The organism is Parabacteroides sp. B2-S-102 (genome assembly GCF_023656665.1).
Classification (GTDB): domain Bacteria; phylum Bacteroidota; class Bacteroidia; order Bacteroidales; family Tannerellaceae; genus Parabacteroides; species Parabacteroides distasonis.
This window is the reverse complement of the sequence record NZ_JAMOKM010000006.1, coordinates 167,954-183,682: the sequence shown is the minus strand read 5'-3', so window position 1 is coordinate 183,682 and position 15,729 is coordinate 167,954. Positions and strand designations below refer to the sequence as shown.

The 15,729-nt window shown below is 44.6% G+C and carries 14 protein-coding genes; 4 read left to right on the top strand and 10 right to left on the bottom strand.

Annotated elements, in window-relative coordinates:
* The first annotated feature begins 24 nt into the window (after nucleotides 1-24).
* Nucleotides 25-738: a tRNA1(Val) (adenine(37)-N6)-methyltransferase gene (locus NBH07_RS10400; protein WP_009018222.1), complete on the top strand. Its 714-nt coding sequence runs from the start codon at nucleotides 25-27 to the stop codon at nucleotides 736-738.
* On the opposite strand, the gene NBH07_RS10395 is transcribed toward NBH07_RS10400, so the two are convergent.
* On the bottom strand, nucleotides 723-1,694 hold the full coding sequence (locus NBH07_RS10395) for a diacylglycerol/lipid kinase family protein (RefSeq protein WP_005854843.1): 972 nt from the start codon (nucleotides 1,692-1,694) through the stop codon (nucleotides 723-725). The genes NBH07_RS10400 and NBH07_RS10395 overlap by 16 nt on opposite strands.
* A gap of 198 nt (nucleotides 1,695-1,892) precedes the next feature.
* On the opposite strand from NBH07_RS10395, the gene spt reads away from it, so the two are divergent.
* The 3 genes from spt to gldH all read left to right on the top strand — a co-directional run bounded on the left by spt (nucleotide 1,893) and on the right by gldH (nucleotide 5,238).
* Nucleotides 1,893-3,080 carry a serine palmitoyltransferase gene (gene spt / locus NBH07_RS10390; RefSeq protein WP_005854840.1) on the top strand — a complete coding sequence of 396 codons (1,188 nt, stop codon included), beginning with the start codon at nucleotides 1,893-1,895 and terminating at the stop codon, nucleotides 3,078-3,080.
* 174 nt (nucleotides 3,081-3,254) lie between these two features.
* Nucleotides 3,255-4,745 (top strand): PSP1 domain-containing protein, encoded by a 1,491-nt coding sequence (locus NBH07_RS10385; protein WP_009018220.1) that lies wholly within the window; start codon nucleotides 3,255-3,257, stop codon nucleotides 4,743-4,745.
* Nucleotides 4,666-5,238, top strand: a complete 573-nt coding sequence (gene gldH / locus NBH07_RS10380) for a gliding motility lipoprotein GldH (RefSeq protein WP_009018219.1) — start codon at nucleotides 4,666-4,668, stop codon at nucleotides 5,236-5,238. Before NBH07_RS10385 ends, gldH begins: the two co-directional genes overlap by 80 nt.
* Here gldH and rodA read toward each other — a convergent pair.
* The 9 genes from rodA to NBH07_RS10335 form a co-directional block, all read right to left on the bottom strand.
* Nucleotides 5,198-6,643, bottom strand: a complete 1,446-nt coding sequence (gene rodA, locus NBH07_RS10375) for a rod shape-determining protein RodA (RefSeq protein ID WP_008773375.1) — start codon at nucleotides 6,641-6,643, stop codon at nucleotides 5,198-5,200. The genes gldH and rodA overlap by 41 nt on opposite strands.
* Nucleotides 6,633-8,501, bottom strand: a complete 1,869-nt coding sequence (gene mrdA, locus NBH07_RS10370) for a penicillin-binding protein 2 (RefSeq protein WP_250833507.1) — start codon at nucleotides 8,499-8,501, stop codon at nucleotides 6,633-6,635. The genes rodA and mrdA overlap by 11 nt, the downstream gene beginning before the upstream one ends.
* Nucleotides 8,491-9,009: a rod shape-determining protein MreD gene (gene mreD / locus NBH07_RS10365; protein WP_009275822.1), complete on the bottom strand. Its 519-nt coding sequence runs from the start codon at nucleotides 9,007-9,009 to the stop codon at nucleotides 8,491-8,493. Before mreD ends, mrdA begins: the two co-directional genes overlap by 11 nt.
* On the bottom strand, nucleotides 9,002-9,856 hold the full coding sequence (gene mreC, locus NBH07_RS10360; RefSeq protein ID WP_156682422.1) for a rod shape-determining protein MreC: 855 nt from the start codon (nucleotides 9,854-9,856) through the stop codon (nucleotides 9,002-9,004). The genes mreD and mreC overlap by 8 nt, the downstream gene beginning before the upstream one ends.
* 102 nt (nucleotides 9,857-9,958) lie before the next feature.
* Entirely contained in the window at nucleotides 9,959-10,978 is a 1,020-nt protein-coding gene (locus NBH07_RS10355) for a rod shape-determining protein (protein WP_005854830.1), read from the bottom strand.
* Between the two features lie 11 nt (nucleotides 10,979-10,989).
* The gene (purH, locus tag NBH07_RS10350) at nucleotides 10,990-12,513 is read right to left on the bottom strand and encodes a bifunctional phosphoribosylaminoimidazolecarboxamide formyltransferase/IMP cyclohydrolase (RefSeq protein WP_005854829.1); all 1,524 of its coding nucleotides are present in this window, start codon (nucleotides 12,511-12,513) and stop codon (nucleotides 10,990-10,992) included.
* 723 nt (nucleotides 12,514-13,236) lie between these two features.
* Nucleotides 13,237-14,331: an acyltransferase family protein gene (locus tag NBH07_RS10345; RefSeq protein WP_156682423.1), complete on the bottom strand. Its 1,095-nt coding sequence runs from the start codon at nucleotides 14,329-14,331 to the stop codon at nucleotides 13,237-13,239.
* 612 nt (nucleotides 14,332-14,943) lie between these two features.
* Nucleotides 14,944-15,294, bottom strand: coding sequence for a HepT-like ribonuclease domain-containing protein (locus NBH07_RS10340; RefSeq protein WP_005864896.1), 351 nt, complete (start codon nucleotides 15,292-15,294; stop codon nucleotides 14,944-14,946).
* Entirely contained in the window at nucleotides 15,287-15,583 is a 297-nt protein-coding gene (locus NBH07_RS10335; protein ID WP_005854828.1) for a nucleotidyltransferase family protein, read from the bottom strand. The genes NBH07_RS10340 and NBH07_RS10335 overlap by 8 nt, the downstream gene beginning before the upstream one ends.
* Nucleotides 15,584-15,729: the final 146 nt, after the last annotated feature.

The following is a 15,729-nucleotide window of genomic DNA, read 5'->3' as shown; positions in this document are numbered from 1 at the left end:
TCGCGGCATACAATCGATAGAGATATGGCAAATCCTTATTTTCAATTCAAGAAATTTACGGTATGGCACGATAAATGTGCCATGAAAGTCGGAACGGATGGCGTTTTGCTTGGGGCGTGGGCTAGCATAGAGAGATGTCAGAGGATTTTGGATGTGGGAACCGGAACGGGATTGATCGCCCTCATGCTGGCGCAGCGTAGCACCGCGATCCTAGACGCTATCGATATAGATTCAGACGCATGTTTACAAGCTCGGGAAAACATCGCGAAATCGCCTTTCGCCAACCGGATACAAGTCTATCAAACCTCGCTCTCCGAATATATGCCGGATGAGAATATCAAATATGACTTGATCGTATCCAACCCACCCTATTTTATTGATTCATTGAAATGCCCGGATACTAAACGTAATCTAGCCCGGCATACGGATACTCTATCACTCCCGGATTTATTGCGTGATAGCCGCAAACTGTTGGCAGCCGAAGGAAATATCGCCTTGGTGCTTCCCTTCGATCAACGGGAGTCTTTAATAGACCTCGCTCGAGAAGAGTCTTTGTCTCCATCGAGAGAAGCCCACGTTTCCCCCATACCGGACGCCCCTCCTAAGCGTTTATTAATAGAACTCTCAGCGACGCCGGTAGCAAAGCCCAAGTCGTCTCATCTGACCCTAGAAATTGAGCGGCATCGATATAGCGAAGAATTCACCGCTATAGCTAAAGACTTTTACTTGAAAATGTAAGGAAGCTTTTTATCGAAGAAGCGAGTTACCTCGTCAAATAAATTATGTACCTCCTTGGTGAAAGACACAACCTCCGGAGTCAGCACATGTAAGGCTTTTGGTTCCACCGTAATATCGATACGGCGATCTGCCATGATCGGTTCTCCATCCAAGTGCATCACGCCCGGATGTTGGCGAATAATCGTGACTTGCTGGGCTTTCATCGTCTTAATCTTACTATTCCGATCAATCTGTTTGGTAAACAATTGGATGGCCAAAGGAGCGATATCCAATGGCATAAAAGGGGATAAGATCGTAACGTCCATCCGTCCGTCCTGTATATTCGCGTGCGGAGCGATAAACGCGTTATTACCATATTGCGAAGCATTCGCGCAAGCGACTAGAAACGCCTTCTCCTTGATCGTCTGATTATCTACCACCAATTCATAAGGCTCAGGCTTATAGCTCAGATACTCCTCTATCGTATTCTTTATATAAGTAAGAGACCCGCGCCGTTTCTCATTTGCGAATTTCTGGCTGACGGCGGCATCAAAACCGACTCCACAGGTACAGAAAAAGACCTGTCCGTTCGCCCGGCAGCAATCTATCGTCGTAACATGCCCTTTCGCGATCAGATCGATAGCCCTTTTCACGTCCATCGGTATGTGCAATTCTCTAGCTAAGCCATTGCCCGAACCTTTCGGGATGATACCTAAGATCGCGTTCGAATGGATCATAGCTCTCGCTATCTCATTCACCGTCCCGTCACCGCCTACCGCCAAAATATATTCAGCTCCTTCCTCTATGGCTTGCCGAGTCAACTCGCTGGCATGGCCTGCATACTCTGTAAAAGAAATGTTTAACGAACAGTTCTTTTTCGAGCAGATCCCTTCGATCATCTTAGGTATCTTGCGCTTCGACCCTACACCTGATATAGGGTTTATGATAGCTTGTACTTTTATATCCCGTTCGCTCATCCTCACTTCTTCTTTTTTATTTGAGAGGACAAAAATAATGCTTTTATAAAACTTTTAAAGCATTTCGACTACTATAAGTTATTTTTTTACTACTTTTGCGGCTGGATTTGCCGAAACATGGGATTATGTACGCGGCGAACCTGTGTTCTTTATTAGAATAAATAAATAGCGAGATAAATCATTCTCTTTTATAATAATATGAAACTTTTACAAGAGAAACTAGCAAAGTACGACGCTCCTCAAAGAGCCATGGCAATGGGAATCTATCCTTACTTCAGGGAAATCCAGAGCGATCAGGACACGGAAGTTCTAATCAGCGGGAAGAAAGTCTTGATGTTTGGTTCTAATGCGTACTTAGGATTAACCAATCATCCTAAAGTAAAAGAAGCAGCGATCGAGGCCATTAAAAAGTATGGTACAGGTTGTGCCGGCTCACGTTTCTTAAACGGAACGTTGGACTTACACCTCCAGTTGGAAAAACGTTTAGCAGAATTTGTTGGTAAAGAAGACGCCATCGTATACTCTACAGGTTTCCAAGTTAATCTAGGTGTTGTATCCTGTATCACCGGACGTGAGGACTATATCCTTTGGGATGAGTTGGATCATGCATCCATTATCGAAGGACATCGTCTTTCTTTCTCCACGAAATTGAAATTCAAGCATAACGATATGGACTCCTTGGAGAAACAACTCCAGAAATGCGAGCCAGACAAGGTGAAACTTATCGTTATCGACGGTGTCTTCAGCATGGAAGGTGATGTCGCTAAATTACCGGAAATCGTAGCTCTCGCAAAGAAATATAACGCAAGTGTAATGGTTGACGAGGCTCATGGTATCGGTGTATTCGGTGATCATGGCCGCGGTACTTGTAATCACTTCGGCGTTACGAACGATGTTGATTTGATCATGGGAACTTTCAGTAAGTCTTTCGCTTCTATCGGTGGTTTTATCGCATCAGACGAACCGGTTATCAATTACTTACGTCACCACTCCCGTTCCTATATCTTTAGCGCAAGCAATACGCCTGCCGCTACTGCCGCAGCGAACGCGGCATTAGATATTATGTTAAGCGAACCGGAACGTATCCAACATTTATGGGATTTGACTCATTACGCATTGGATGGTTTCCGTAACATGGGTTGTGAGATCGGACATACTTCTACCCCGATCATCCCGTTGTTTATCCGTGACAACGACTTGACATTCCTTATCGTAAAAGAATTATTTGAGGCCGGAATCTTCGTAAACCCGGTAGTAGCTCCCGCAGTTGCTTCCGAGGATACACTGATCCGCTTCTCCCTTATGGCTACCCACACGAAAGAGCAACTAGATTACGCTTTGGAGACAATCCACAAGGTATTCAAGAGCCATGGGTTGGTAGACTAATCGTGTAAATATATAAGAAAAGGCCCGAAGGTTAGGTATAACACCTATCTTCGGGTCTTTTTTTATAACTGAAAAAATCATAACTATGATTTTGAATGGGAATAAATCACTATTTTTGCATATTTAGATAAATTGGGCGGTTATGTCGATGGCCCTCTTACAAATTAAAAATAAATGGATTTCATATTAGATAAAGGAAGTAGCCATATGGGCTGCAAAGGTTGCAGCAAAAGGCAAAACAATAAACTGAATACCTATGATTGGTTGTGCGATGTACCCGACGCGGAAGGCTCGACTGATTTCGTAGAGGTTCAATTTAAAAATACCCGCAAAGGGTATTACTTGAATAGTGCTAAAATACCTTTGGAAAAAGGTGATATAGTAGCCGTAGAGGCAAGTCCCGGTCATGATATCGGTACGGTTTCTTTAACGGGTAAATTGGTTCTGCTGCAAATGAAGAAGAACAACGTGCGCACGGAAGCTGAGCCAAAACGGATTTACCGAAAGGCAAAACCGACCGATATCGAGAAATATGAGGAAGCGAAAGCAAAGGAACATGCCACTATGATTCGCTCGCGGCAAATCGCAGCCGATTTAGGATTGAATATGAAAATCGGTGATGTAGAGTATCAAGGTGACGGTAATAAGGCTATCTTTTATTATATAGCGGATGAACGTGTAGATTTCCGTCAACTAATTAAAGTGCTAGCGGAGGCTTTTCGTGTTCGTATCGAGATGAAGCAAATCGGTGCTCGTCAAGAAGCCGGACGTATCGGTGGTATCGGCCCTTGCGGTAGAGAACTTTGCTGTTCCAGTTGGATGACAAGTTTTGTATCGGTCGCTACCGGAGCTGCCCGTTATCAAGATATTTCCATGAATCCCCAGAAATTGGCCGGACAATGCGCTAAATTGAAATGTTGTATCAATTATGAGGTAGATACATATGTGGAAGCCCAGAAACGCCTTCCTTCCCGGGAAATTGTCTTGGAGACCAAAGATAATAATTACTATCATTTCAAGACGGATATTTTCAAACGGGAAATTACCTATTCTACGGATAAATCATTTGCGGCTAATCTTATCACGATTCCGGCAAGCCGTGCTTTCGATGTCATTAACATGAATAAGAAAGGCATGAAGCCGATATCTCTAGAGGCGGATACGAAGCCACAACCACCGAAACGAGACGCTCAAGATATTCTTGGCCAAGAAAGCGTCACACGTTTCGACTCTGTTAAAAAGAAAAAGAAAAAACGTCCGGCCAACAAGAATAATGGCGAGAACAATGGAAACGGGAACGGAGCTAACACCACCGCGACGGCAGTTACCAACACCGACGCACCTGTTTCTGAGAATAAGAACAACGGAGGAAACGGAGCCGGTGGCAATAATCGCCGCAACGGAGGAAATAATAGGAATAGCAATCGTGAGAATAACCGGGACAGAGAGAATAACCGGGAGAATAACAAAGATAATAGCCGGGAAAACAGTCGGGAGAATCGGGAGAACAACCGAAACAATCGCCCGAAACAAAGGCCGAGAGCTAATAACGATAAGCAATCCAACAATGACAAGCCTGCGAATAATGACAAACCTCAGCAACCGATCAAACAGGCCAGACCTGATAAAACGGAGAATAGGCCAGAGACAAAGCCTGAGGCTTAAAAAGTTCATTGCCGCCTGTGTAACATGTTTCTTATGCTTCTCTTGCGAGAATGAAGCTGTATACGATCAGTATCAAGCTATCCAAAACACCTCGTGGGAGAAGAATAAGGAGTACTATTTCACTTTCTTGATTGAGGATATATCGGTTCCGTACGACCTAACCTTGGAAGTACGGAACAATAATATGTATCCGTATCAGAACCTATGGGTATTTTGCAGCGAGGAACTTCCGATAGGTCCTTTAAAAAGGGATACGATCGAATGTATGTTAGCTGATGAGTTCGGGAAATGGTATGGGCACGGGATCTCCCTGTTTCAATCCAGTTTCCCGATACGGTCTGCTTACTATTTCCCCGTTAAAGGGCAATATACCTTTAGCTTCCGGCAGGGGATGCGTAACGACCAACTTCCGGGCATTCAGGAAATCGGCTTACGGGTCTTACCTTCTTCCACTAACGCTCCTTCCGGGAAGCGTCCAAACGAAGAAAAATAAACAATAAGATCGTAAATCCCCAGAGCGAGGAACCTCCATAGCTAAAGAAAGGCAAGGGAATGCCGATAACCGGAGTCAATCCCGTCACCATGCCGACATTAATCGCCAGATGGAAAAAGAATATGGAGGCTACGCTATAGCCATAGACTCGCCCGAAAGCATTATCTTGCCGCTCCGCCAATACAATCAGACGAAGAATAAAAAGTCCGAATACGATCAATACGGCAGAGGCTCCCAAAAAGCCTTGCTCCTCGCCTACCGTACAAAAGATAAAATCCGTATCCTGTTCCGGCACATACTTCAATTTGGTCTGCGTCCCATTCAAGAATCCTTTTCCGGATAATCCTCCGGAACCGATAGCGATCTTGGATTGATTCACATTATACCCCGCCCCGCTAGGATCATCCTCCAAGCCTAAAGAGACTTTAATACGAATTTGTTGGTGAGGTTCCAATATGTCATTAAACACATAATCCACAGAAAACAGGAAACCGATAGAACCTAAAGCGAACAGAGCGATTAACGCATAATGCCATACCCAGTTTCGAATGGATAAATAGAATAAATAGATTGATGCGGCTCCTACCAAGCCTATCGATATCCAAGCGAAGTTTACCGGGACAAACAAAGAAACGACATACCCGATCAAGAATGTCGAAGCGATCCCCCCAAGCATGATCTTAACGCTTATATAATCCTTACGGACACTCCCAACTAATCCCATGGTTATTAATAAGACAAGGCAAGAGACGATTAATTCACCCAATGGGGTAATACCCACCATCACCTCTGAATATTTCATTCCCGTAACGAAAAAGACGACCGCACAAACTCCTATCAACAAAATATATCCAGTCATTCCTTCCCGGTATAACATCAGGAAGAATGCCAAGTAAACCAATGCCGACCCCGTCTCTTTCTGTAAAAGAATACAAACCATCGGCAAGAAGATCAAGAACAAAGTGATTGAGAAATTCTTGACCGTCGTTAGCTTAAAGCCATAGCCATTCATAAACTTCGCCACGGCCAAAGCGGTAGCGAACTTAGCCAACTCCGCTGGTTGCAAACGGATAGGTCCCAATACGAGCCAAGAATGCGATCCCTTGATATTAGGTGCTAAAAATATAGTGGCGATCAACAATACGATCACGCACGCATAGATCAGATAGGCGAATATATCGAAGAAGTCACTTTCCAGCATCAATATGACGAAAATAAGGGCAAGTGAGGTACCGATCCAAATCATCTGCATCCCCGGACGGCCCGACGGGTCGAACAAGCCAACGTTATCAAACTCGTAGCTCGCCCCACAAATACTAAACCAACCGGCGATTACCATAATCAAATACAACAAAATGGTAATCCAGTCTACCGACTTCCATATTTCCGTTTTCCTATAGCGCATTGTTCGGTAGTATTACGGCATTCATAATATATTCCTCCGTCGCCTTGTTTGCCTCGGATATTTCTCCTTTCAAATATTTCTCCAACATCAATTTACCGATAGGCACCGCATAGGTAGCACCGAATCCGGCGTTTTCCACAAACACGGCAATGGCGACCTTCGGCTTTTGATAAGGAGCGAATCCCATAAAAATAGAATGGTCCTTACCATGCGGATTCTCCGACGTTCCCGTCTTTCCACAAACCTCGATATCCGGTAAAGCCGCCCCACGACAGGTTCCACCATAAGCGGTTCCCGTAACAGTCCCTCGCATACCCTCGGCAATATAACTATAATAATGCGTATCCACCGATGTATAATGCCTCTTACTATATAATGTATCCAGCGGAGTGTCTTGAATATCTTTTACGACATGCGGAGTAATATAATATCCCCGATTAGCGACAGTAGCCGCCAAATTACAGATTTGCAAAGGCGTAGCCAATATCTCACCCTGACCGATAGCGATCGAGATAACCGTACTGGAATTCCAACGTCCCCGGTACACCTTATCGTAGAACTTACTATTCGGAATGAACCCTCGCTTCTCCCCCGGAAGATCGATTCCCAGCTTATAGCCATACCCCATAGAAACCATATAATTCTTCCAAACCTCAAAAGCCTCCTGTACCGACGGATATCGCTTCCGGCTGTCGATCATATCATGCAGTCCCCAAGGGAAAAAAGAGTTACAAGAGGTCGCCAAGGCCCCGACCAGATTCAGAGGAGACGGATGCCCGTGGCAAGCCGGCTTACCTCCCCGGAAGGTATATCCATGCGCACAGGTATATTGAGTTTCCGGAGTAATCACTCCTTCTTGCAAGAATATCAAACCTTGGGTCGGTTTAAATGTAGATCCGGGAGGATATTGTGCCATGAGCGGACGGTTGAACAGAGGTTTCAACGGGTCTTTCTGCAAAGCCACGTAGTTCTTTCCCCGCTGGCGCCCGATCAAGATACTCGGATCATACGTAGGGGCGGAAACCATACAAAGCACCTCCCCTGTCTCCGGCTCTATCATCACGATACCCCCTAATTTATTCTGCATTAACTTCTCCCCATAAGCCTGCAAGTCCATATCCAAGGATAATTTCAAGTTCTTGCCGGATTCCGGCTGGATATCGTGCCTGCCTTCCTCGTATCGCCCCTTGATACGTCCGTGAGCGTCACGCAACAGGATCTCGACTCCTTTCACGCCCCGCAAATATTCCTCGTACGATTGCTCGATCCCGGTTCTGCCGGAGTAATCGCCTTGTGTATAATAAGCGTCATTCTCTATATCTTTCCGGTTTACCTCGCCGATATTTCCCAGCACAAGAGCGGCATTGGGATACTCGTATTGGCGGATCGTGCGATTCTGGATATAGAAGCCGGGAAATTTGTATAACTTCTCCTGCAACACGCCATATTCTTGTGCGGAAAGCTGGTTCATAAATACTTGAGGGACATAGGAAGAATAACCGGGATTTAACCGCCGGTTCTTAATATCCGCTATACGTTTGAGGAATTGCTCTTTCGTGATGCCCAGCACATCACAGAAATCGAGGGTATCGAAAGGCTGTATCTCACGCATGATAAGCATCACGTCGTAAGCGGGCTGGTTATAGACCAATAATTTACCATTACGATCGTACATCATACCCCGGGAAGGATATAAGGTTTTTTTCAAGAAAGCGTTACTATCCGCCCAAGCTTTATAATCGTTGTCGACCACCTGAAGGATGAACAAACGGATAATAAAGATGATAACCAACAGGATCACCGCCCCACCTAAGACATAGCGCCTGTTCTCAAACTCATACTTGGTATTATTCTCCACTTTTCTGAGACTCTATATTGAATGCTTCTACCGTACAAATCAATAAGGTTGTCATCACCACGCTCGAGAGGATACGGACAACCAGAAACAACGGGTCAAATAAAGTCAACGACTCAATCGCGAAAAGAGTCGTATGTTGTATCAACACAAACGATAACACATATCGGAAAAAGCCTCCGAAACCAAAGGTCTTATAAGACGGGTAAATACCTTCCGGCAAATCTTTCCCCATGAATACACGGATTAACGGCTCCCTGCAAAATCCCGCCAATGTACAGGCGGCCGCATGCATACCCGGTGTGTTGCTGAATGTATCGATAACCACCCCGGCTATGAAAGAGAAGAAAACGACTTGCGTCCGTGAGCTACCGACCGGCATCTTAATAATGAAATAGAGATACAGAAACGGGGTAGCGATCCGCAAGAAATGAATGTTGTTCAAGATCAAGACCTGAATCAACACAAACACCACGAAATATATGAAACCACGCAGTAAATTATTAATCATTTCTTTTCGCCTCTTGTTCTACACCAATTTGCTCCGTCTGACGGAAATTCTTGATAATACGCACGTTGTTCAACGCTTGAAAATCCGTAGCCAGCTCGACCTGTAATGAATAGAAATTATCATCGTGTTGTTTCTCGAAATCAGCGACCGTACCTACGATAATACCCGAGGGGAATACGGCGGAGTAACCGCTCGTCACGATCGTATCGCCTTTCTGGAACTCCACATGGCGCGGCAACTCATCGAGGTTGGCGTACATCGTATTGCGTCCATTCCAGCTTAATGACCCGAAATAACTACTACCTAATACCTTACAACTCAACCGGAACTTAGGATTCAGCAACGGAATGATCACGGAGAAATGATCGGAAACCGTCGATACGATACCAACCACACCTCGTTCCGAGACAACTCCCATATCGGGCATGATCCCGTCCAGCTTCCCTTTATCCACGGTAATATAATTAGACAAATGCGTGACACTGTTGTTCACTACATCCGCCACGACAAACGAATAAGGAAATTGCTCCGTCGAATCCGGCGCAAATCCCTTAAAACTAACCGTATCCGCAATCAGCGCATCTAACTGATCTTGCAGATCCAGCATTTGCAATTCCAACTGTCCGTTACGCTCCAATAACTCCTTATTGATATCCCGAAGATTCAAATAAGAAGTGACAGATCCGGATATCGAGGCGATATATCCTGTCACGACATTCGCTGAGCTGAATATAATATTCCGTTGGTACGCGTTATTACGATAGACCAACATCAACGAAACAGCCTCAAGCAGAATGAACAAAAACCAATGCCTCTTCCCGATCAGGAATTCTAGTAACTTACGCATAGGAATTGAAAACTGAAAGTTGAGAATTGAAAATTGAAAAGAACCAGACCTATCGGCTCGTTAATTTTCAACTTTCAATTCTCAATTCTCAATTATTTACTCTTATCGGATTAAGAAATTAAACTTCTCAATATTCTTCAAAGCGACTCCCGTACCTTTCGCCACGGCATGCAACGGATCCTCGGCGATATGGAACTGGATATTCATCTTATCCCGCAAGCGCTTATCCAAACCGCGAAGCATAGCACCACCGCCAGCCAAATAGATACCGTTTTTCACGATATCGGCATATAACTCGGGAGGGGTTTGCTCCAAGGCACTCAAGATAGCCGCCTCGATCTTCGAGATAGACTTATCCAAGCAGTGGGCGATCTCCTGATAAGAGACAGGTACCTCCATCGGTAAGGCAGTCATCTGATTCGGACCATGAACCACGTAATCCTCCGGAGCGTCCTCCAATACCGTAAGCGCAGAACCCACGTTGATCTTGATACGCTCGGCCATACGCTCACTCACCTTCACGTTGTGTTGGCGACGCATATACTCCACGATATCAGCCGTTAAATCGTCACCCGCCATACGGATTGATTTATTCGACACGATACCACCTAAGGAGATGACAGCGATCTCGGTAGTACCACCGCCTATATCCACGATCATATTACCCTCGGGGGCCAAGACATCTATACCGACACCGATAGCGGCAGCCATCGGCTCAAAAACCATGTACACATCACGTCCACCGGCATGCTCGGCAGAGTCTCGCACGGCACGTATCTCTACCTCCGTACTACCTGAAGGGATACCGATCACCATACGTAAGGACGGAGCGAACCAGCGCTTCCTTCCGCTCGCCATCTTGATAAAGCCGCGAATCATTTGCTCGGCAGCGTAAAAATCCGCGATAACTCCCTCACGAAGCGGTCGTACGGTACGAATATTCGGGTGCGTCTTCTCGTACATCTCACGGGCCACCTTACCGACAGCCAGCACCTTGTCCGAGCGAGCATCCAAAGCAATCACCGAAGGTTCGTCTACCACCATCTTATCATTACACGTGATAATGGTATTAGCGGTACCCAAATCTATGGCAACTTCTTGTGTGAAAGAAAACAATCCCATTAGTCTTATTATTAATGTTTAAAATGACGAACACCTGTCTTCACCATAGCCAAACCATGTTGGTTACAGTACTCGACAGACAACTTATCATTGATAGAGCCTCCCGGCTGGATTACGGCCGTGATACCTGCTTGGTCTGCGATCTCAACGCAATCGGGGAACGGGAAGAAAGCGTCGGAAGCCATCACGGCGCCATTCAAGTCGAAGCCGAATGATTTAGCCTTCTCTATGGCTTGTCTCAAAGAGTCCACACGAGAGGTCTGCCCGATACCGCTGGCGCAAAGCTGCTTGTTCTTCACCAAGGTGATCGCATTGGACTTGCTGTTCTTCACGATTTTGTTGGCGAACAACAGGTCCTCAACCTCCGAGGCTGTCGGCTGCTTATCCGTCATAGGCTCCAAATCCGCCTTACCTTGGATACTCAAGTCCTTCTCCTGCATCAAGACACCATTCAATAAAGAACGGAACTGCATCGGGCAAGTCTTGCAATCCTTACGGATCAAGATGATACGGTTCTTCTTCTGTTGAAGTACCTCCAGCGCGTCAGCGTCGTAAGCCGGAGCGATAATCACCTCGAAGAAAATCTTGTTGATTTCCTCGGCCACTTCCTTGTTAATCGTAGTATTCGTGATCAAGATGCCACCGAAAGCGGAAACCGGGTCACCAGCCAAAGCCTCTTTCCAAGCCTCAACCACATTACCGCGGGAAGCGATACCGCAAGCATTATTATGTTTTAAGATAGCGAACGTCAGCTCGTCGAACTCATCGATCAAGTTCACGGCAGCGTCGATATCCAATAAGTTGTTGTAAGAAATCTCTTTTCCATGGATTTGATCGAACATATCGTTAAACTTACCATAGAACTTAGCGGCTTGATGAGGATTCTCGCCATAACGCAAATGCATCGGACTATCTACCGTTGCACGGAAATGGGAACCTTCGCGGCCATCAAAATAATTGAAGATAGCGGAGTCGTAACCCGAGGAAACGGCGAACGCCTCTTTGGCGAACCATCTACGATCCTCGATGCTTGTCTCAGCGCCCTTCTCGTTCAAAAGATCCATCAACGGCTGGTATTGAGCCTTGGAAGCTACGATTACCACATCCTTGAAGTTCTTCGCGGCGGCACGTATCAAAGAGATACCGCCTATATCTATTTTCTCAATAATTGCCTGTTCCTCAGCGCCGGAAGCGACAGTCTCCTCGAAAGGATATAGGTCAACGATAACCAAGTCAATCTCCGGGATCTCATATTCAGCTAATTGTTTCTGGTCATTCTCGTTCTCACGGCGAGCCAAGATACCACCGAATACCTTCGGATGAAGCGTCTTCACACGACCGCCCAAAATAGACGGATAAGAAGTCAAGTCCTCTACCGCATCACAAGGCAAACCCAATGACTCGATAAATGATTGAGTACCACCTGTTGATACAAAGCTCACACCCTCGCTATGCAATTTCTTTAGGATTTCGTCCAGCCCGTCTTTGTGAAACACAGAGACCAAGGCACGTTTCATTCGTTTCGTTGCAGCCATCTTTCTATTTTCGTTTACTTTAATGTTTTAGAGCACAAAAGTAGATATTTATTTCCAATCCAGCCTTATTATTCAGATAAAAACAAGGCAACCATACCAAATTTCATCCATAGCCAAAGAAACATGAATCCATCGCACATGATACGGGAGACGGGTCACGCCCCGTCTCTACAACATATGACATTGCCCTAAGATAATGAGATTTCCTTTGTTAATAATAGAAAATCGCCCAATTTGACATTCTGACATTTTGTATTCTAAAGCTCCAGAGAATCGAATATTTCGCCCCAGAGTACAGTCGGTTTCCATATTTGAGAATAAAAATCCGCAATTAGTTATTTTTCAATGATATATCGTTTTTGGGGCTTTTATTCTAGCGAGGATTCCCGTCTCTTATCACCCTCAAACATACAAACAATAGACTTCTTATTCGAAAACAATAGACTTTTCACTCGAAAACAATAGTGTTTCGCTCCGAAAACAATAGCATTCGCAGTCGAAAGCAACTAACAACGCCGCCGTAAACACCCTACAACTGGATCGTAACAACCTTACAATGCCTATCCGCAGACCCGAAAACCGGTAAAAACCGACCTTTTTCGCTCTCCTTTCCCTCCAGTTCACCCTGCCTATAAAAAGGCATTGTCAGCGAAAAACGCCAATCCTGACCAAATAGTCACAGCAAAGCGCCTCCCACTGACAAGTCATCACCCCCACAGAAAGCTATCGGCCTCCCGTGATTGCAGAGAGAAGCCTAGGCAGAAAGCGCCGAAGCATGACATAGAAAGCCAAGCAGATCAAAATAGCTCCCAAAGCAACCCCGAAGTAAATCCCAATAATCGCCCATTCCGCAGAAGACCGGAAGAACCATAATATCAATCGATATATAAAGATCTGCACGATTACATGGGACGCAAAGACAAAGAAACTAGCCCCCTCCAAGAAGGAGTTAGTCCGCCAAAGAGCCTTTTCCAATCCATACGCAGAAAGAGAGATCGCAAAGACACAGCCCACAAGAATGCCTACATTATGCACATAAACATTCCATCCTAATTCCTTTGAAAGAAGATCCGCTAAAGCCAAAACCACATAAAGCAATGCCGCCCCCCGTAATAAAGGACGCGTCTCCACTACAAAATTCCGCCGATGCACGCTATAGAAAGCACCAAGCGAGAAAAAGAACCAAGCGGTCGGACTTAAACCCGGCGAACTGGCCCCATCGTAAATGAGCCAAAGAAAGCCAAGTAGCGCTAACGCATATTGCCGTAAATAGCGTACCATAGCATACACCAATGGCGAGAATACCACCAATACCATCAAATCACGGATAAACCACAACGGATAGTTGATCGGCATCGGCATTCCTCCCGGCTCACTAGGTTCTCTCGCCCAAAAGGTATCCCACCAATCACACCATCCGTAATCCAGCACAGGTTTAGCCTCACCGGAAAGCACAGATGGAAACAAAAGTTCTATCAAGAGGTGCAAACCCACCAATGCTCCATTCCAAAACAGATAAGGCAACAGCAAGGTTTGTGCCCGCTTTCGCAATTTAGAGCCATACATAGGCCAACTAAAGGAACTCTTATAAAAGAACAGATAACCGGATATCAAGAAAAAAAGAGGTACGGCAGTACGTGCCAGCACTTGAGAAAACAGGTCCGCTATTAATTTATAAATGGGATATTCATCCATTACGGGAACCTTAACACCACCTATCGGCAATTCTTTATAATAGCAATGTATCAATACCACCCCCACGATCAAGGGAAAGCGCAAAAAGGCAATCGTCTTCGATTGCAACTCATCATTTGTCATCGTAAAAAGATTCGTTTTAAATTGTTTGAAACTAAAAGTGCGCCACGCTCTGCATCTCCATCCAACAGGGAAAAGAATGCAAAAGCGTGTCGCACCCATTTCGAAACAAAATAAAACGGGGGCGCATTCACCTTTACCTTTCTCTGGGCTTTAAGAATAAAATTGGTCGTTTTTCTTCCGGAGAAATGCGGCGAAGCATAAATTAAGGAATAAGGAAAGAATGGTTCTAAATCATAGGCTATAATATTATAAGGTTAATAAATAAGAGACATAAGGACACAAAAAAGGTGTGAACCCTACTTATTCAGAACGTAGAAGGTACGACCAAGCACCCAAGCCCAAACCAAATAAGCACTAGGAACACACCCCGTTTGGGTGTACTCACTATCGAACTTATTTCTTCTTGAGCTTTATTATTTGGTCGTTTTACTACATTAAGAAATAAATAGCAAATACTAATATGTCAATCTCTTATATCTCTATCGTTTACTCTCTGTTTCTTATTATTTCGTTTTTATATTCGCCGCAAATATACGACATAAAACTGTTCCATGCTAGATAAGCACCTACGAAATAGCAGGGTTTCTAAACATATCTAACACAACAACTCTCTCAACGACTCTGTTCTTTCTCTATCACCGCTTCTATTTGAGGTTGCAATTTTGGAATAATATTCTTTGCCACATCCCAAACAATCAGATAATTAACACCCATATAGTCATGAATCAACCGATCTCTCATTCCAGCCATATGTTTCCATTGAATGTCACTCCATTGATATTTAACATCTGCGGGAATTTTCTTAGTCACTTCACCGACAATCTCCAAACTACGGCAAACCGCCCTCTTTAACGTTTCATCCGAAAGAAATTGATACATAGGCAGATCATCCGTAACTACAGAAAGGATGTAGTTACATTCCTCCAATATATGCAGCAAATAAGCGATAGGGGTCTTACACATATTCTACCTCCTTTAATATCTGCTGGCCAATAAAAGGGCTTAACCCTTTAAGGGTGACTATGTCCACTTTCAATCTGTCAAAAAGCTTCTCTAATATCTCACAAGCCAAAAGGAAATTGGAATAAGTCTCTTTATCATCCTCAAAGTCGATCAATATATCCACATCACTACTTTCCGTATTGCTCTCACGAACAGTAGAGCCAAAAAGCCCCAACTGCTTTACACCGCAACTCTGCGACAAAGGCTGCTTTGCTTTCCGAAGAAGAGATATGACAGATTGTTTATTCATTACACAATTGGATATTAATGTATAATGCAAAGATAAGCAATATTTTTCGTACCTTCTCATTTAAACCGCGTATCGTTTGCTTAAATGAGATTAATATACTTACTTTGCGATAAATAAACTTTTAATCAAACTATTAAACTATGGAT